Annotated in this window: 17 protein-coding genes; 3 read left to right on the top strand and 14 right to left on the bottom strand. The window is 63.0% G+C overall.

Translation table 11 applies throughout. The annotated features are described in order from the left end of the window. Positions 1-199 precede the first annotated feature (199 nt). Together N6H05_RS03120 and N6H05_RS03125 are read left to right on the top strand one after the other, a co-directional pair. A complete protein-coding gene (locus N6H05_RS03120) occupies positions 200-808 on the top strand; it encodes a flavodoxin family protein (protein ID WP_284112660.1) in 609 nt (202 codons plus the stop codon). 5 nt (positions 809-813) lie between these two features. Continuing rightward, positions 814-1,761, top strand: coding sequence for a cation diffusion facilitator family transporter (locus N6H05_RS03125; RefSeq protein ID WP_284114156.1), 948 nt, complete (start codon positions 814-816; stop codon positions 1,759-1,761). On the opposite strand, the gene N6H05_RS03130 is transcribed toward N6H05_RS03125, so the two are convergent. The 13 genes from N6H05_RS03130 to N6H05_RS03190 all read right to left on the bottom strand — a co-directional run bounded on the left by N6H05_RS03130 (position 1,758) and on the right by N6H05_RS03190 (position 14,621). Continuing rightward, on the bottom strand, positions 1,758-2,654 hold the full coding sequence (locus tag N6H05_RS03130; protein WP_284112661.1) for a cation efflux transmembrane domain-containing protein: 897 nt from the start codon (positions 2,652-2,654) through the stop codon (positions 1,758-1,760). The two genes, N6H05_RS03125 and N6H05_RS03130, sit on opposite strands and share 4 nt — an antisense overlap. Before the next feature lie 35 nt (positions 2,655-2,689). Continuing rightward, on the bottom strand, positions 2,690-3,136 hold the full coding sequence (locus tag N6H05_RS03135; protein ID WP_284112662.1) for a hypothetical protein: 447 nt from the start codon (positions 3,134-3,136) through the stop codon (positions 2,690-2,692). 530 nt (positions 3,137-3,666) lie between these two features. Next, complete coding sequence (locus tag N6H05_RS03140) at positions 3,667-4,905, bottom strand: tyrosine-type recombinase/integrase (protein ID WP_284112663.1); 1,239 nt, start codon at positions 4,903-4,905, stop codon at positions 3,667-3,669. Between the two features lie 434 nt (positions 4,906-5,339). Beyond that, positions 5,340-5,756 carry a Dabb family protein gene (locus N6H05_RS03145; RefSeq protein WP_284112664.1) on the bottom strand — a complete coding sequence of 139 codons (417 nt, stop codon included), beginning with the start codon at positions 5,754-5,756 and terminating at the stop codon, positions 5,340-5,342. 55 nt (positions 5,757-5,811) lie between these two features. Beyond that, entirely contained in the window at positions 5,812-6,846 is a 1,035-nt protein-coding gene (locus tag N6H05_RS03150) for a LacI family DNA-binding transcriptional regulator (protein WP_284112666.1), read from the bottom strand. Positions 6,847-6,919: 73 nt separating this feature from the next. Continuing rightward, positions 6,920-8,602, bottom strand: a complete 1,683-nt coding sequence (locus tag N6H05_RS03155; protein ID WP_284112667.1) for a GMC oxidoreductase — start codon at positions 8,600-8,602, stop codon at positions 6,920-6,922. Between the two features lie 42 nt (positions 8,603-8,644). Further along, entirely contained in the window at positions 8,645-9,493 is an 849-nt protein-coding gene (locus N6H05_RS03160; protein ID WP_284112668.1) for a sugar phosphate isomerase/epimerase family protein, read from the bottom strand. Beyond that, positions 9,490-10,053: a gluconate 2-dehydrogenase subunit 3 family protein gene (locus N6H05_RS03165; RefSeq protein ID WP_004209525.1), complete on the bottom strand. Its 564-nt coding sequence runs from the start codon at positions 10,051-10,053 to the stop codon at positions 9,490-9,492. Before N6H05_RS03165 ends, N6H05_RS03160 begins: the two co-directional genes overlap by 4 nt. Then, a complete protein-coding gene (locus N6H05_RS03170; protein ID WP_284112669.1) occupies positions 10,050-10,901 on the bottom strand; it encodes a 3-keto-disaccharide hydrolase in 852 nt (283 codons plus the stop codon). Before N6H05_RS03170 ends, N6H05_RS03165 begins: the two co-directional genes overlap by 4 nt. An 18-nt stretch (positions 10,902-10,919) precedes the next feature. Continuing rightward, on the bottom strand, positions 10,920-11,834 hold the full coding sequence (locus tag N6H05_RS03175; protein ID WP_284112670.1) for a hydroxypyruvate isomerase family protein: 915 nt from the start codon (positions 11,832-11,834) through the stop codon (positions 10,920-10,922). Beyond that, positions 11,831-13,123 carry an MFS transporter gene (locus N6H05_RS03180; protein ID WP_284112671.1) on the bottom strand — a complete coding sequence of 431 codons (1,293 nt, stop codon included), beginning with the start codon at positions 13,121-13,123 and terminating at the stop codon, positions 11,831-11,833. Before N6H05_RS03180 ends, N6H05_RS03175 begins: the two co-directional genes overlap by 4 nt. Before the next feature lie 68 nt (positions 13,124-13,191). Then, positions 13,192-14,256: a sugar phosphate isomerase/epimerase family protein gene (locus N6H05_RS03185; protein WP_284112672.1), complete on the bottom strand. Its 1,065-nt coding sequence runs from the start codon at positions 14,254-14,256 to the stop codon at positions 13,192-13,194. Continuing rightward, positions 14,253-14,621, bottom strand: a complete 369-nt coding sequence (locus N6H05_RS03190) for a c-type cytochrome (RefSeq protein WP_026109143.1) — start codon at positions 14,619-14,621, stop codon at positions 14,253-14,255. Before N6H05_RS03190 ends, N6H05_RS03185 begins: the two co-directional genes overlap by 4 nt. A 126-nt stretch (positions 14,622-14,747) precedes the next feature. Between N6H05_RS03190 and N6H05_RS03195 the strand changes: the two genes are divergently transcribed. Next, positions 14,748-15,884, top strand: a complete 1,137-nt coding sequence (locus N6H05_RS03195) for a Gfo/Idh/MocA family protein (protein ID WP_284112673.1) — start codon at positions 14,748-14,750, stop codon at positions 15,882-15,884. A gap of 45 nt (positions 15,885-15,929) precedes the next feature. On the opposite strand, the gene N6H05_RS03200 is transcribed toward N6H05_RS03195, so the two are convergent. Next, positions 15,930-17,063 (bottom strand): glycoside hydrolase family 43 protein, encoded by a 1,134-nt coding sequence (locus N6H05_RS03200; RefSeq protein ID WP_284112674.1) that lies wholly within the window; start codon positions 17,061-17,063, stop codon positions 15,930-15,932. Between the last annotated feature and the right edge of the window lie 21 nt (positions 17,064-17,084).

The following is a 17,084-nucleotide window of genomic DNA, read 5'->3' on the forward strand; positions in this document are numbered from 1 at the left end:
CTTCATGTTGCAACCATCTGGCCCCGGCACCTGATCGGGGCATGTCGCTGAACTTCCGCGCACGCGGAAGTTGCACAGCAGAGGCATTGCTCAGCCAATTCTCCCTCGAACCGCAGAACCCATTACGCGCCCAGGTGTTCTTTGCGCGAAGAAGGGATGGGCGCGTTCTGCTGATCCTGGCCCCTCAAGGAGATGACACATGCCGCTCAAGGCGCTGGCGCTTAACTGCACGCTCAAGGCGGACTCCCGCCAGGAGAGTTCGACCGACGCGATGATCGCCGTGTTGACGAAGGCCTTCAGCAAGAATGATGTGACGGTCAGCGAAACGGTCCGGGTTGCAGCCCTCGACATCAGGCCAGGCGTCAGCTCCGACGAAGGGGATGGCGATGCGTGGCCGGGACTGCGCGAGAAGATACTCGCTCATGACATTGTGATCTTCGGAGGACCGATCTGGATGGGGCAGATCAGCAGCACCGCCAAACGCGTCCTGGAGCGGATGGATGCCTTCCTCTCCGAAACCGACGATAAGGGTCGGATGCCGAGCTATGGGAAGGTCGCTGTCGCAGCAATCGTGGGTAATGAAGATGGCGCCCACTTCTGCTCCGCTCAGCTGTTCCAGGCTTTGAACGATGTGGGCTGGACGATCCCCGCTGTTGCGGCCTGCTATTGGGTCGGCGAAGCGATGGGGTCGGTCGATTTCAAGGATCTCGGCGAGACGCCGGAGGCGGTAATGAAGACGGCGGAAATGGTCGCCGGCAATGCCGCGCATCTCGCAAGCCTGCTTCAGTCCAGCCCTTATCCAGGCTGAACGCGATGGCCGGTCTGTCACGCCAAATCCGCGAAAATATCGTCCTCTACGGCGCGCTTTTCGCCAATGTCGGGATAGCGGTCGCCAAGTTCGCGGCGGCAGCGATCAGTGGCTCTTCTTCCATGCTGACCGAGGGTGTCCACTCGCTGGTCGATAGCGGAAATCAGGTTCTGCTGCTCTATGGTCAGGCAAAGGCGAGACGTCCCGCCGACGCCACCCATCCCTTCGGCTATGGCCGCGAACTCTATTTCTGGGCCTTCGTCGTCGCGATCCTGATCTTTGCCGTCGGCGCGGGCGTTTCGATCTACGAGGGCTGGTTGCACATCGCCGAACCTGAGCCCTTGCGTGATCCGACGATCAATTATGTGGTGCTGGGTGTCGCTGTGTTGCTTGAAGGAACAAGCTGGTTCATTGCGGTGCGCGAATTCAACGGCAAGCGCGGTGCCAGCAGTTGGTGGCAATCGATCCGCCGATCCAAGGATCCCGCCGGGTTCATTGTCCTGTTCGAGGACAGCGCTGCGCTGATCGGCCTCGCCATTGCAGGCATCGGCGTCTGGGCCAGCCACTATTTCGCAAATCCACGGATTGACGGTTTTGCATCGATTGCCATTGGTCTCATTCTGGCTGGCGTCGCTATTCTGCTTGCGCGCGAAGCCAAGGGCCTGTTGATCGGCGAAAGCGCCGACCCGGCCATCATTTCGGTTCTATGGACCATTCTCGCCAAGCGGTCGCAGATTAGTGCGGTCAATCATGTCCGTACGATCCATACCGCGCCTAATGCCGTTTTCGTAGCGATCAGTGCTGATTTCGTCGACGATCTGCCGATGGGAGATGCAGAGCGTCTGATCGAGGATATTGAACGCGAAATGAAGGCTTGCGTCCCCGATCTGACGTCCATTTACATCCGGCCGGAAAAGCAGTCGGATGCTGTGCGACAAACACCGCCGGCCTAATTTCCTTCCTCGCGTCCAACAGGCGGGATGAAGCTCACCTGTGCCAACCGCCACGCCCTGTCCTCACCCTCCGGCCAATAATGGCGCGGGTGACGGCATTCGCCCGGTGGATGCGTATCATGCACTTCGGCGCGAATAAGGCGGCCGGTTTCCCGCAGCCGTATCGTGGCACCGGGAAATTCAGCGCTGAGGCGATCACACAGGCTTTGCGCATCATCCGAAAGATCAGTGCTGGAGAGCGCCCTTGGCGCACCATCGACCAGTTCTGCCGTGGAAGAGCGCAACGCCTTGATACCGTCATTAAGGACATCGAGCGAAATGATTGCTGCTGCCAACGCGTCAGCCCACCACCAGCCAAGCCCCAGCCCAATGACACCGGCGAGCCCCGCCGCCCCGGTCAGCCAATTGGCCTTGTTCATGAGTGCGTCGGTATGCAGCAGCTTGTCGTTGAGAGCCTGCGCCAGCGGAAGTTCCTTCCGGCCGATGAAGAGCGGCGGGATGAGGGAGTAGATCTGGGCGGCGATCATCAGCCATCCCAACCAGATATCATGCCCCAAAATGACGATCGATCCGACGGTTGCGTGCTCCTGCGAGCCCAGCGCCATCATCGCATTGTAGAGAAGCAGCGCGCCGACGGCAGTCAGTGCAACAGCCGCCACAAAGAAACCGAGGCCGTTGACCCGCTCGAAACCGAAAGGAAAGCGGCGCGATCGATGGGCGCGACGCTCCATATGCGCGGCGATCAGGAACATGACAGGCGGAACCAGGCCCAGCGTGTCCTCTATCCACGCGGTCTTCATCGTCTGGCTCTGACCAAGCACTAGGCCCATCGTCACGATGATGGTTAGAGTCCAGAAGATGTTCCAATATTCCAGGCGCACCGCCCGCGCCATCGTCTCGCGCAGCTCATCGGGAAGACTTGTATCGCTCATTCGTCGCGCGCCTCCTGCGAAATCGCGCGGCTCGCACGCTCGATTGTCATGATCCACCGGTTCTCGCCGTTGCGCATGGCCGCCTTGAGTTGCAGCGGCGCGTCTTTCGTTCCCGTCGTCGAGAGAGGCGGACCAAATGCCACATCCATCGCCCAGGGGCTCTCGGCCGAAAAACGTCCGATCACCAGGTCAAGCGTACCGTCGTCAAGCTGCTGGAAAAGTGCCTCGCCCGCGCCTGGCCGCCATTGTGCCTTCGCGCGGGTTCGCCGCTCGATTTCATATACCAGCGTCCGGACTTGTGCCGCTTCGTGCACAGTGGGATCCGCGAGTGCGACCGTGAAGCTTCGTCGCTCAGCAATCCGCTTCGATGTGCCGGCCGGATCGCGAGGCAATATATCGCATGCGGCGAGGAGAGAAACGGCAAGGATTATCGCGCGCTTCATTGTTCGCGCGTCCTGTGATCGATGCGAATGTGGAGGCGGCAGGAATGAAATTCATTTCGAGCCCGGTCGACTGTGCCAGCCCGCCAGGCCTGGATCATCTGTGCTGTGAGAGTGGCATCGGGGATATTGTCGCCACCACAGTCCTGCGCTTTCCTGGGCCGCGCCCTGAGCGAGCTCGCGTCGAGGGCCGCGGCTCCGCGCGTCGAAGCACAAACGAAGGCAATCGAAGAGCGATTGATGATTGGGGATGCTAACTGGGCGGTTTCCGTCCTGCCGCTGAATAAGGCTGCGCTTTGCGGGACCAAAGCATCGCGCGTCTGGGCATCTGCCTCTTTCATATGTCTCACCGCTTGGGATGATCCGGCTCGCCTCCTCGGCACGAAGAGGCCACCATCACATTCTTCGGAATAGTTGCAGGCTGATAACGTCTGGTAGCGAAAAAGAGCCATCGCTCTGGCGTAGATGCTTCGCTGAAAAACGGCCGACCTCGCATAAGGGGCTTATCTCCATGTCATGATGGTGGAGGGCGATCATCTGCACCCTCGCAAAAGTTCATCGATATACTCGGCTACCGCCGTTGCGGCCGCGCGCAGCGGCTCGTCGATATGGATGTAGCGCTGCGTGACGCCGCGGGACGCGTGTCCCAGCAGTGCCGCAATCGTGAGTTCGGAGTAGCCAAGCCCGCCTGCGACACTTGCGAAAGTGTGGCGCAAGACATGCGGTGTCACGCCTTCGAGTCCTGCTCGATGGCAAATTCTATCCAAGACCCGCACTATGCCGATGAAGTGGCCTTCTCCCCAATCGGCTGGGAAGAAATATCGCGAACCCGAATCGGCCTGCGCCGAAAGAAGCTGGAGAGCAGGCTGACCTATCACGCGTCGTTGCGCCCCCGTTTTTGTCGTCCTGAAGTGGATCGCGCTCTCCTCATCAAGGAGCCAGTCGCGCTCGAGACTGAGTGCTTCGAGCCGACGAAAGCCAGTCAGCAACAGCAATCGGATCACGGCTATCCCGGTAGGATGCTCGTCATCTGCTTCAGCTTCTCTGAGCGCTATGCCGAGCTTCCTGATCTCAGCCTGAGAGAGCCACCTCATTTTGGGCGTGCTCGCAATTCTGCGAATGCCTCTCGCGGGATTTCTTTCGATTTCGCCAAGTCGTACGGCATGTTCGAAAATCGAGTGAAGCGTAGACATGCAGCGCGAGGCTACGCCTTCGCCGCCTTTGGTGGCTCCCCCACGACTGCCCACCCTGGGCTTGGAGGTCGCACCAGCAGCGATGTCGGCTTGGGCGCCTTCGATATCACCGAGCTTCAATGTGGCAATTATTCTGTGGCCTAGCAACGGACGGATATGGGCATCGACACGACTTCGATCCATAGTCAGAGTGGATGCCTTGATCGGCTTGCGGCTTCTGCCGATGATTTTGCCGGCTGAGGCTCGCTCAAGGTACCAGTCACAAATCTGGTCTACAGTATAGCCCTGCCCGCTCGACCGGGCATCCTCGACAGGGTCTCGCCCATTGGCGACATCGCCAAGAATGATGCGAGCCTGCCGCCTAGCTTCCTCCACAGTCATCAACCCGAACCGACCGATCACCTTTCTACGGCTCTGTCCGTTCGGCAAACGGTACTGAACGACGAAACTTCGCCGGCTCTGGCCGATAGAAACACCGAAGCCACGCAGCTCGCTGTCCCACAGAAGATGATTCGAACCTTTGACCCCATCTTTCGAAGGTTTCTGAGCTTCGATGAGCGTTTTTGTGATTTTCGCCATGATTTCAGTCGCCTGCCAAATGACCCAAAAATCTGCTTACTTTTTCCCGATTTCGACCTGATTTTGCTTATTTTATAAGTCCTGGAGGTCAAATCCGGGCGTAGGGCAGGATAACACTGACGAATCTCGATCGCAAACAAACGGCAGAAATGCGTGCTTTTTGCTGTTTTAGGATAGAATCGAAAAACACAGAAAATATGCTTCGGGCGAATTGCCAAGGTTGGGGTCGAGGGTTCGAATCCCTTCGCCCGCTCCAGATTTTCCTCTTCAGAGGAAAATCCATTAACTTGCCGATGCAGACAAGCCTTTGTTTAAAAGGCAGTTCACCAGAATAGAAATCGTTTGCATCGGTTGGCATGGCCGACCGCATCAATGCAGCACGGGGCAATCGGGCGCCATCGACGGGATGGCCGGCAGCGCCCTCACAGATATGCTCAGACGAGCGTCTGCATGTCGTAGACCACGACCTTCTGCCACAGATGTTCGCAGGATTTGACGAAGGCCTGATGGATTTCGTGGTCCTGATAGACTTTCTGGTCGACCGCATTGTCGAAAATCATCAGTTCCGACACGTCGAAGGAGGAATCGACCACATCGCGCTTTTCGGTGCTGGCGGGCACGCCGATCTGCAGGTCGCGGATCACGGGGATCGCGCGCAGCGTGCGCAGGCCGGCGATCAACTGGTCGCGATCTGCCTGGTTGCCCGGCCGCTTCAGCCAGAAGAAGACATGATGGACCAGCTTCGCCTGAACCGGGGTCGCGGCCTGTGCGGAGGCCTGTGTCGAGGACAGGGCCATGCCTGCGCCGCCCAATGCCATCATCGCCGCCAATTCCCTTCTGCTCGTTTCCATGATGCTCTGTCCCCTGTTGCTGAAAGGGCGGCGATCCGCGCAACCCGGTGAAGCCCTAAGTGCTGGCCGGCGCGATCGATGCGCGCTGCACCAGTTGATGGTCGAATATCTCGTCGCTGACGCGCATCCCACCCTTGCCGAGCGCGCCGATCAGGCATTGGGTGGCGCGAAAGGCCATGTCCTCGACCGGCTGGCGGATCACGGTCAGCGGCGGCCACACGCGCGAGGCGAGGATGGTATCATCGAACCCGGTGACGCTCAGATCATGGGGCAGGGTCAGCCCCATCTGTCCGGCCTGGGCGATGACGCCCGCCGCCAGATCGTCGCTGCTGCACAGGATCGCGGTCGGCCGGTCGGGCCGGGCGAGCAGCGCCTGCGCCGCCGCCATGCCGGATGCATGGTCGAATGCGCTGTGCTCGACGATCAGGCTGTCGTCCACGCGCAGGCCGGTGTCCTGGAGGGCGGCGTAGAAGCCGTCGAGCCGGGCCGCGACCACGCTGTAATGATCGGGGCCGGCGACATAGGCGATGCGGCGATGGCCATCGGCGATGACACGCCGGGTCAGCGCTTCCATCGCCGCCTGATTGTCGATCCGCACCGTCGATATGCCCGATAGAGGCGTGCCGGTGGCGATCGCGGCGAAGGGCACGCCGAGCGCCGGCAATATCGCCGATCCGCTCAACTGCTCGGCAAAGGGCGGGATCAGCAGCAGTGCGTCGGCGCCGCTGCGCACCAGTTCCTGGGCAATGCGTTCGGCCTCGTCTAGCGTCACGCCATCGCCGTCGCGCAGGATCAGTTGCAGTCCATTGGCATTGGTCGCGCGCAGCGATCCGACCAGCACCGCATCGAGAAAGGGCGTGCGCCGGTTGCTGTAGATGAGGCCCACCGTCGTCGCCCGCGCCTTGGCCAGGCGCCGGGCGGCCAGATTGGGCACATAGCCCAGCTCCGCGATCGCCGCCTGCACCGTCGCGACCGTGGTCGCGCTGGCCCGGCCGGCGCCGTTGATGACGTTGGATACCGTCATCGCCGACACGCCGGCCCGTTCCGCCACGGCGCGGATCGTCACGCCATTTTCCCGCCGCCGGGCCATCAGAAGCTCATCCTCATGGCCCCTGATAGCCGGTTTTGCGGCGCAGCACAGCGTCGGGAGTGAGCCGCCCCTGTCAGACCCGGCCTGCCTTCATTTCCTTGACCGCATGGTCAACCGCACGAGCGGTCAGCGCCATGAAGGTCAGCGACGGATTGACGCAGGAGATGGACGCCATCTGCGCACCGTCGGTGACGAACAGATTGCTGGCATCATGCGCCTGGCTCCACTGGTTGAGCACCGATGCGCGCGGATCGGCACCCATGCGTGCGCCGCCCATTTCGTGGATGGCATCGCCCGGCACATGTTCGCGGACCGAACTGGTGACATTGGTCAGGCCGGCCGCACGCAGCATCTTTTCGCCCTGTTCGCGGGCATCGGCCATCATCCGCATCTCATTGTCGCGGAAGGTGACGTTGAACTGCATCAGCGGCATACCGAACCGGTCGGTCTTGTCGGCGCTCAGCGCGACATAATTATCCTCATAGGGCAGGCATTCGCCAAAGGCGCCCATCTGGAATTTCCAGCCGCCATATTTGCGCATGCCCTGCTTCATCGATGCGCCGAAGCCGACCGGCTTGGACGGCTCGCGATAGGCGCCGCCCTGATAGCCATAGCCGCGCTTGAAGCCGACATCCTCGCTGTCGCCATTGTTGCGGAAGCGCGGGACATAGATGGCGCCGGGGCGGCGGCCATATTCGATGAACTCCTCCATGCCGGGGATGTCGCCCTTCACGCCGACGCGGAAGATATGGTCCATGACATAGCGGCCCAGCGTCCCGCTGCTGTCGAAATGGCTCTTGCCGCTGCCCGCCGGGCGCGAGTTCATCAGGATCTGGGTCGAGGCCAGGGCCGATGCGCACAGGAACACCAGCCGCGCGGTCACGGTTTCGGCCTGCCCGGTCTTGGCATCGACGAAGCGCACGCCGCTGACCTTCTTGGTCGCCGGATCATAATCGAGGTTGGTGACGACCGCGTCGGACCGCAAGGTCAGCCGCCCGGTTGCCCGCGCAGCCGGCAGGGTGACCGCCTGGGTCGAGAAATAGGCGCCGAAGGAGCAGCCATTGCCGCACTGGTTGCGCAGCTGGCATTTGGTGCGGTTCTGCTCGGGCTTGTCCTCGGTCATGTTGGACAGGCGCGCATTGATCATCTTGCGGCCGGGGAATTGCGTCTCCAGCCGCTGCTTCATCCATTTTTCCGCGATGTTCATCGGCATCGGCGGCTGGAACTCGCTGTCGGGCAGATAGGTGAGATTTTCGCGCGATCCCGATACGCCGATATATTTTTCGACATAGCTGTACCAAGGGACCAGATCCTCATAGCGGATCGGCCAGTCGCCGCCGATGCCCTCGCGCTTGTTCGCCTCGAAATCGGCCGGGCTCCAGCGGAAGCTCCAGCGGCCCCAGATCAGCGACTTGCCGCCAACCGCCGCGGGGCGGATCCAGTAGAATTTGCTGCCCGCGCCATAATCATAGGGGTTCAGGCGGTCATTATTGTAGAAGGCCTGGTTGCTGGGGGCGACATAGCCATGCTGGGCGATGAAATAATCGCTCTGCTTGAGCGGGTCGGGCATGATGTTGCGGGCGGGCACCTCGTAAGCGGGCTTGCCGTCATAGGTATAATCCTCGCCATGTTCGACCATATGGCCGCGGTCGAGCATCAGCACCCGCAGCCCCTTTTCCGTCAATTCCTTGGCGGCCCAGCCGCCGCTGATGCCCGAACCGATGACGATCGCATCGTACCTGTCTGTCGAAGCCATGATGTCCTCTCCTGGAGTTTTCTGTCTTGAGGCAGGTGGGGGTCAGAAGCGCAGCGCGTGCAGCGTCTGGAAGCTCTTGGTGATGTCGGGAATATAGGGCGCGGGCGCCTGGTCATTCTCGACATAGAAATGCTGGACGCCGGCGATGGCATTGAGCTTGAAGATCGCGGCGAAATCGACCGTGCCGCTGCCGACCGAGGTCATGCTGCGGTCCGCGCGCATATCCTTCACATGGTAGGAATAGACGCGGCCGGCCAGGCTGCGGATCAGCGCCTGCGTATCCTGCCCGGCATAGATCGCCCAGTAGAGATCCAGTTCGATCTTCACGAGGTCGGGGTCGCATGCCTTCACCAGCTGGTCGAACAGGCTGACGCCGTCCGGCTTGGTGGTGAATTCGAAATCATGATTATGATAGGCAAAGCCCAGGCCCGCGGCCTTGAGCTGCGCACCGAAGCGGTTGATGTTGACCAGCGCGGCCTTCCACGCCTCCGCATTGCGATATTTGTCGACCATATAGGGCAGGACCACGGTGCCCGCGCCCAGCGTTTTTGCCATCGCCACGCTGGCGTCGAACTTGTCGAGCAGCGCGTCATAGCCGATGTGCAGCGACGGGCAGGTGAGGCCCAGCCGGTCCATCGTGCTGCGGAGCAGCTTGTGATCCATGGCGTCATAGCCGCCACCGCCAAATTCGACCTCGCGATAGCCGACCTTGGCGACCTTCTCCAAGGTGGCGACCGGATCGGCGGCGAACAGCTCGCGCACGGTGTAGAGTTGCAGGCCGACGCTGGCGATCTTGCCGGAGGCCTTGGCGGCCTGCGCGGCGAAGGGGGAGGCAGCGAGGGCGGCCAGGCCGCCGGCGCCCAGCATCATGGAACGACGGTTGAGGTTCATGCGGAATAGACCTTGTTGACCTGGGAATAGGGGAAGGCGCCGTTATATTCGCCCGGCACCGGCAGATATTCGCGTTCCTGGGTGATCCCGATCTCGGACGTGTAATAGCCCACGATCACCATCTGCCTGAACGCCTCGAAAAACTCCTCGCCCTTGGGGATCTGGTCGTTCATCGCTAGGGTCAGCAGCGCGTCATGCTGCGCCGCCGATGCCTTGGTCGCGGGGATCTTGTAATCCTGCCAGCTGCGGGCATCGATTTCGGCGAGGCCGGCGATGATCGGATCGCGATCCTCCGCCACCGACCAGTCGGCCAGCAATTTCTCGATATAGGCGGGGACGCCGGCCTCGATCGCGCCGGGCGTGTCGGTCGCCGGCAATATGCGTTCGCACAGCGCGGTCATCAGCGCCCGCTGATCGGGCGTGAACAGTTGCAGGCTGGGCGCGCCCTGGTCGATCACGCCGGCGGCCGGCATCACCCCGGCGGCGCGCGCCAGCGGCGCGAACAGCCCGGCGCCGAACATGGCGACCATGCCCGCCAGTGCATGTCTGCGGTCCATCATTGTCCTGCTCCCTTCAGATCCTGTGCGATGGCTTCGTCCGGCAGCGGCCGGACCCAGATGTTGCGGAACGACACGGGGCTGTCATGATCCTGCAGCTGGATCGGCGCCTTGTCCCCATGGGCCTGATATTGGGCGATCGAACGCCATTTGGTGGCGCCCAGCATCGCCTGATGATTCTGCACCAGCACGCCGTTCAGCAGCGCGGTGACATAGGCGGGCCGGACCAGGCTGCCATCGGCGGCAAAGCGCGGCCGCTCGAAGATGATGTCATAGCTCTGCCATTCGCCTGGCTGGCGCGACGGGTTCACCAGCGGCGGTTTCCACGCATAGACCGATCCGACCGTGCCGTCGGCATAGGTTGGGTTCTGATAGCCATCCAGGATCTGCACTTCATAGCGCTGCATGAACCAGATGCCGCTATTGCCGCGATCCTGCGAGCTTTTGGTCGGCGGGTTGGGCGAACGAAATTCCAGATGCAGCTGGACGTCGCCAAATTCCTGCTTCGATATCAGGTTGTTCTCGCCGCCGCTCTGGCTGCGGGGCGGGATGGTCATGATCCCCTTTTCCAGCGTCCAGGGGCCGCGCTCACCGCGCCACGCGTCGAGCGACTTGCCGTCGAACAGGATGGTTGCGTCGGACGGTGCGCCGCCGGGCTGTGCCGCCGGGGTGACGACGGTGGGGGCGGGGCGATCGGGATCATGGACGTGCCAGTTGCCGCCGGGCAGGATCGGCGTGTCCTTGAAACCCAGCTTGCCAGGCTTGTCTTGCGCCTGCGCCGCTGTGCCCACCAGCAGAGCCGTGGCCAGCGCGATACCCGTCCCTGCAAAGCCTGTCGGGATGATTTTCATCCTCGTCCTCCTCTCATCCTATATTTGGTCGATCGCGCGATAGGCGGCGACCAGCCGATCCTCGCCCTCGCGTCCGGCCAGCGAATTGCCATGTTCCATACCGATCACGCCGCCATAATTGCGGCCCCGCAGCCAGCGGACGATATTGGCGTAGTTGATCTCGCCGGTGCCCGGTTCCTTGCGGCCGGGATTGTCGCCGAACTGGATATAGCCGACCTCCGCCCAGCAGGCCTCCAGCGTCGGGATCAGGTTCCCGGACTGGATCTGCTCATGATAGAGGTCCGCCAATATCTTGACGCCCTGACTGTTGGCGCCGCGCGCCACTGCATAGCCCTGGGCGATCGACTGCATATAGACGCCGGGATGGTTGATCCGGGTATTGAGCGGCTCCATCACCAGCGTCAGCCCGTGCGGCGCGACGATGTCGCCCGCACGGCGCATGCAATCGATGATCCGGCCGGTCTGGATATCGACCGGCACCTTGCGGTCCATGAAGCCGGTGACGACGGTCGCATGTTTCGCGTTGAGGCGCTTGGCGACCTCCACCGATGTGCGGATGTCGGCCAGGAAGGCTTCGCGTTCGGCATCGTCATTGCCGCCCAGTAGCGGACGGAACTCCGCCCATTTGGGCATGCTGGCGACGAACACGCCCATGGTCATGCCGCGCTGCGCCAGCGCCCTGGCCATGGCCTCCTGCTGTTCGACCGGACGCTTGCGCGCTTCATTATCCTCCCAGGCGCGAAAGCCCTGGTCGGCGGCATAGGCGATCTGCTCCAGCAATCCGCCCCGGCTGGCGAAGCTGCCTTCGTGTGGGGCGTAGCCGAGCGAGAAGCGGGCGGCATTGGAGGGGCCCTTGCCGGCCGCAGCGGCGATGGCGGGGGTGGCGGCAGCAGCGACGCCGGCGGCGATCAGGTTTCTGCGCGACAGCTTCATGCCACGGCCTCCGCCCGGCGACCGGCGCGTCGGTCGGACAACCAGATCAGCCCGAAGACGACCAGCAGGATCAGCGGCACGAAGGCGAGGCGGGCGAAGGATTGCGACGCGGCCGCATCCTCCACCGCGCGCAGCGCCGGTCCGGTCAGGCGGGTGAAGGCTTCCGGCCCACCGGCCAGTTCCACCTTGGCCTGGTCGAACATCTCGCCCAGCCGGGGGAGCACGAAGAAGCTGGCAAGCGCACCGGCAGAGCCGACCAGCCCCAGCGCCCAGGCGTCACCGCGTGGATAACGTTCGGCCACCGACGCCAGCATCGTCGGCCACATCGCGCACACGCCCAGCCCCCAGACCGTGGAGGCGAGGATGGCGGAGGCAGGCGACTGTGCCTGCGACAGCATGAACAGGCCGATCGCGGCGAGCAGGCTCGATACCCAGAGCAGGCCGGGGTTGGACAGGCGGCCGGCGATCCGCCCGGCAAAATGACGGAACACGAACATCAGCGCGCTGACATAGACCAGCAGCAATATGCCGCGCATGCCGACCCGGTTGCTGAGCGCGACGTCAAGCCACTGGCCCGGTGCCAGTTCGGACGAGGCGGTCAGGAACATCGCGCCGAACCAGAGGAAGAAGCTGGGGCGACGGACCACCTCCAGCATCATGTCCTTCATCGCCCGGCTGCCGGCGGTGGCGGGCGGCGCGGGGAAGCGGGTGGTGGAGGCAATCAATACGACGCCGATGGCCGGGATATAGGCCAGCGCCATGATCGCCTGCCAGGGAAGCGCGGAGGCGAGGAACACGCCGGCAAGGCCGCCGACGATCAATCCGCCGGGATACCAGGCATGCAGCACGTTGAGGCGATGGGTCGTATCCTCGGGATAGAGGCGGGCGGTCAGCGGATTGATCGATGCTTCGGCAAAGCCCCAGCCGATGCCCGACAGCAGCATGCCCAGCCATACGAGGCGATAGACGGTCATGCCGGTGGCCATGCTGCCCGCACCCACGATCAGCGTCGTGCCGATCAGGAAGGCGATGCCGCAGCCGATCAGCACGCGGCGGATGCCGATCGTGTCGAGAAAGGCGCTGACGACGAAGACGGTGATGGAAAAGCCCAGGAAGGCCGATCCCAGCGCCGCGCCGATCATCTCGCCGGCCGCGATCGGGGCGATCGGGTCGATCCATTCCGCCTTCAGGCTGCTCGCCACCGCCGCGCGGAGCGATGCGCTCATCGAGGCGGTGAACAGCGCCAGGACGCTCAGCCAGAAAAGTCTGTGCCGGTTAATCGCCGTCATGTCGGCTCCTCTCCCTTTGGTCCCGCCGGCCTTCCGGTCAGGACATGTGTCGATCGTCGGTTGCGGCGTCAGCTGAGCCCCAGCCAGCGCCGGTTGTTGGCGGGATCACCGCCCCCTGCGAAATCGTCGAAGGCCCGTTCGGGCCGGCGGATCATGTGTGCCTCGATGAAGGGCGCGCCTTCGCGTGCGCCATCCTCGGGATGCTTCAGGCAGCATTCCCACTCCAGCACGGCCCAGCCGTCATAGCCATATTGGGTGAGGCGCGAGAATATGCCGGTGAAGTCGACCTGACCGTCGCCCAGCGAGCGGAAGCGGCCGGGCCGGTCGATCCAGTCGACATAACCGCCATAGACGCCCGCGCGACCGGTCGGGTTGAACTCCGCATCCTTGACGTGGAACATCCTGATGCGGTCATGATAGATGTCGATGAACTGCAGATAGTCCATCGCCTGCAGCACGAAATGGCTGGGATCATAGAGGATATTGGCGCGCTTATGGCCGCCGACCGCATCCAGGAAGCGCTCGAAGGTCAGGCCGTCATGCAGATCCTCGCCCGGATGCAGTTCGTAGCAGAGGTCGATCCCCTGTTCGTCGAACGCGTCCAGGATCGGGCGCCAGCGCTTCCCCAGTTCGGCGAACGCCTCTTCCACCAGACCCGCCGGCCGCTGCGGCCAGGGATAGACGAAGGGCCAGGCCAACGCGCCGGAGAAGGTCGCATGCGCCTTCAGCCCGAGCCGCCGGCTGGCCATAGCCGCCAGCTTGAGTTGCTCGACCGCCCAGGCCTGCCGCTCGGCCGGCTTGCCGCGCAGCTCGGCCGGCGCAAAAGCATCGAAGGCGGCATCATAGGCCGGATGGACCGCGACCAACTGGCCCTGCAAATGGGTCGACAGTTCCGAAATCTCGACCCCGGCCTCGCGGCAGCGACCGATCAGTTCGTCGCAATAATCCTGGCTTTCCGCCGCCAGCTTGAGGTCCATGCAGCGCGGATCATTGCTGGGTACCTGAATGCCCTTATAGCCCGCCTGCGCCATCCAGCGCGCGGCATTGTCCAGATTGTCGAACGGGGCGGCATCACCCATGAACTGCGCCAGGAAGATGGCCGGGCCGCGCATCGCGCCCTTCGCCGCCGTCATTTCACGCTCTTGAGATAGGTGATGATCGCGGCGCGCTTGGCCGGATCGGGCGTGGAAATGGGCATGCGGCTACCGGGCACCTTCTTGGTCGGCGCGGCGAGATATTCGTCCAGCGCCTTCTCGTCCCATTTCAGCTTCGAAGCCTTGAGCGCGGGGGAATAGTTGAAGCCGGCCAGGGTGCCGGCGGTGCGGCCGACCACGCCGACCAGATTGGGGCCAAGGCCGCTCTTGCCGCCGGGCTGCACGCTGTGACAGGCGCGGCAGGCGTTGAAGGCCGGCGGCGCCGCTGGTGCGGTCTGCGCCTGGCTCGACATCGCGGGGATCATCACTGCGCCCGTTGCGAGCGCTACCAGGCCGAAGCCCATTACCCTGTGCACCCTCGACTCTCCGTCTTGTCTATTGGTGTTATTTACCGGTAAACTGTTCCAATATGATCGGAAGATCAAGAGGCAGAATGAACGGTCTGTCGACTAATTACGAAGGAGAAGAGGATGGCGGGAAGAGCGTTGCGTCTGGGCATGGTCGGCGGTGGCGAAGGCGCCTTTATCGGGGCGATCCACCGCGCCGCGGCGGCACTGGATGGCGATTGGCGGCTGGTGGCCGGCGCCTTCAGCGGCGACACTGATCGCAACCGGCGCTCGGGCGAGGCGCTGGGAATCGATCCGGCGCGGACCTATGATTCGCTCGACGCGCTGCTGGCGGGCGAACAGGCGTTGCCGGCGGACGAGCGGATCGACGCCCTGTCGATCGTGACGCCCAATCATCTCCATGCGCCGATGGCAATCGCCGCGCTTGACGCGGGTTTCCATGTCTTCTGCGAAAAGCCGATGGCGCTCGATCTAGCCGAAGCGCGCCAGATTGCCGCCGCCGCCGAACGCTCCGGCCGGCATTTCGGCCTCGCCTTCACCTATAGCGGCTATCCGCTGGTGGAAGAGGCGCGGGCACGTGTCGCGCGCGGTGATTTTGGCAGGATCAGGCTGGTGCAGGTCGAATATTCGCAAGGGTGGCTCAGCCAGGCGATCGACCGTGATGGCAACAAGCAGGCCGAATGGCGCACCGATCCGGCCCGTGCGGGCCTGGGCGGCTGTCTGGGCGACATCGGCACCCATGCCTTGCACCTCGCCGAACATGTGTCGGGCCTGCGCGTCAGCGAAATCTGCGCCGACCTCAGCATCCATGTCGAGGGGCGCCGGCTCGACGACGACGTCAATGTGCTGCTGCGCCTCGACAATGGCGCGCGCGGCATCCTCAAGGCGACGCAGGTCGCGGCCGGCGACGAAAATGGCCTGAAACTGCGCATCCATGGCGAACATGGCGGGCTGGAATGGGCACAAATGGAGCCCAACACGCTGACCCTGCGCTGGCTGGATCGGCCCACCGAAGTGCTGCGCGCGGCAGGCCCCGGCCTGCTACCCTCGACCCTGCCGCTGCTGCGTACGCCCAGCGGCCATCCCGAAGGCTATATCGAGGCGTTCGCCAATCTCTATCGCGCCTTCGCCACGCGCATCCGGGGCGGCGAAGCCTGGTTCCCGTCGGTCGGAGACGGTCTGCAAACCATGGGCTTTGTCGAAACCGTCATCGCCAATGCGGCGGGCGATGAAAAATGGACCACGCTGTCCGGCGCATGACATGAAAGGGGAAGCGCGACTTGATCGCCGCGCTTCCCTCAACCCTCAGTGCGCGGCGCCCTTCTTGGGCAGCAGCGGATTGATCGTCTGGATGCTGCCATCGGCATTGTAGCGCAGTTCCGTCACCTTGACGTTGCGCAGGCGGGTCTGCCCCGACAACTGGCTGTCGGCGTAGAAGAGCCAGGACTTGCCGCCCCATTCGACGATCGAATGATGGGTGGTCCAGCCTTCGACCGGCTCCAGGATGCGGCCCTTGTAAGTGAAGGGGCCATAAGGAGAATCGCCGACGGCATAGACCAGATAATGGGTGTCGCCGGTCGAGTAGCTGAAATAATATTTGCCATCATGTTTGTGCATCCATGACGCCTCGAAGAAGCGGCGATCATGGTCGCCGCCCAGCAGCGGCTTGCCCTTGTCGTCCAGGATCTGGATCTCACGCGGCGTTTCCGCAAATTCCAGCATGTCGCCGTTCAGCCTGGCGACGCGTGGCGCGATCGCCGGCTTGTCATCCTGCTTCAGGTCGGTCTTCGACCCATTCGGATCATATTTCCCGCCGATATTGCGCTGCAGCTGGCCGCCCCAGATGCCGCCGAAATAGATATAGCTCTGCCCGTCGGCATCGGTGAAGACAGCCGGATCGATCGAATAGCTGCCCTTGATCGGCTGTGGCTGCGCCTTGAACGGCCCCATCGGATCCTTCGAGGTCGCCACACCGATGCGGAAGGCACCTTCCTTGTCCTTGGCCGGGAAGTAGAGATAATAGGTGCCATTCTTGTAGGCCGCGTCGGGCGCCCACATCTGCTTGTCGGCCCAGGGCACATCCTTGACGTCCAGCGCCACCGGCCCGACCGTCACCGGCCCGCCGATCTTGTCCATCGACAGGACATGATAGTCGCGCATCTCGAAATGGCTGCCCAGATCATCCTCGGGCGTCGGCCCGTCAATGTCGTGGCTGGGATAGACATAGATCTTGCCGTTCCACACATGGGCGGACGGATCGGCGGTGTAGATGTCGCTGACCAGCGGCTGGGACAGATATTCGGACGCATCGCGCTTGCCGCTCGCGGCATTGCCGGCCGCCGGCTCGGTCTTCTGTTCCGGCGCCTGCTGGCAAGCGGCGAGCGCCAGTCCCAGAGCCAGCGGCCATGCGTGCAGGCATATTCCGCGCTTGATCGTCATATCATCCTCTCCTTGCGATTT

It is taken from the genome of Sphingobium sp. WTD-1, from assembly GCF_030128825.1.
Lineage (GTDB): Bacteria > Pseudomonadota > Alphaproteobacteria > Sphingomonadales > Sphingomonadaceae > Sphingobium.

Bases quoted from the DNA above. Each gene is read 5' to 3' on its own strand.
- N6H05_RS03130 (WP_284112661.1), bottom strand. From the start codon at position 2,654: ATGGCGCGGGCGGTGCGCCTGGAATATTGGAACATCTTCTGGACTCTA.
- N6H05_RS03190 (WP_026109143.1), bottom strand. From the start codon at position 14,621: ATGGGCTTCGGCCTGGTAGCGCTCGCAACGGGCGCAGTGATGATCCCC.
- N6H05_RS03170 (WP_284112669.1), bottom strand. From the start codon at position 10,901: ATGAAAATCATCCCGACAGGCTTTGCAGGGACGGGTATCGCGCTGGCC.
- N6H05_RS03165 (WP_004209525.1), bottom strand. From the start codon at position 10,053: ATGATGGACCGCAGACATGCACTGGCGGGCATGGTCGCCATGTTCGGC.
- N6H05_RS03140 (WP_284112663.1), bottom strand. From the start codon at position 4,905: ATGGCGAAAATCACAAAAACGCTCATCGAAGCTCAGAAACCTTCGAAA.
- N6H05_RS03195 (WP_284112673.1), top strand. From the start codon at position 14,748: ATGGCGGGAAGAGCGTTGCGTCTGGGCATGGTCGGCGGTGGCGAAGGC.
- N6H05_RS03135 (WP_284112662.1), bottom strand. From the start codon at position 3,136: ATGAAGCGCGCGATAATCCTTGCCGTTTCTCTCCTCGCCGCATGCGAT.
- N6H05_RS03175 (WP_284112670.1), bottom strand. From the start codon at position 11,834: ATGAAGCTGTCGCGCAGAAACCTGATCGCCGCCGGCGTCGCTGCTGCC.
- N6H05_RS03200 (WP_284112674.1), bottom strand. From the start codon at position 17,063: ATGACGATCAAGCGCGGAATATGCCTGCACGCATGGCCGCTGGCTCTG.
- N6H05_RS03160 (WP_284112668.1), bottom strand. From the start codon at position 9,493: ATGAACCTCAACCGTCGTTCCATGATGCTGGGCGCCGGCGGCCTGGCC.
- N6H05_RS03185 (WP_284112672.1), bottom strand. From the start codon at position 14,256: ATGACGGCGGCGAAGGGCGCGATGCGCGGCCCGGCCATCTTCCTGGCG.
- N6H05_RS03180 (WP_284112671.1), bottom strand. From the start codon at position 13,123: ATGACGGCGATTAACCGGCACAGACTTTTCTGGCTGAGCGTCCTGGCG.
- N6H05_RS03155 (WP_284112667.1), bottom strand. From the start codon at position 8,602: ATGGCTTCGACAGACAGGTACGATGCGATCGTCATCGGTTCGGGCATC.
- N6H05_RS03150 (WP_284112666.1), bottom strand. From the start codon at position 6,846: ATGGCCCGGCGGCGGGAAAATGGCGTGACGATCCGCGCCGTGGCGGAA.
- N6H05_RS03145 (WP_284112664.1), bottom strand. From the start codon at position 5,756: ATGGAAACGAGCAGAAGGGAATTGGCGGCGATGATGGCATTGGGCGGC.
- N6H05_RS03125 (WP_284114156.1), top strand. From the start codon at position 814: ATGGCCGGTCTGTCACGCCAAATCCGCGAAAATATCGTCCTCTACGGC.
- N6H05_RS03120 (WP_284112660.1), top strand. From the start codon at position 200: ATGCCGCTCAAGGCGCTGGCGCTTAACTGCACGCTCAAGGCGGACTCC.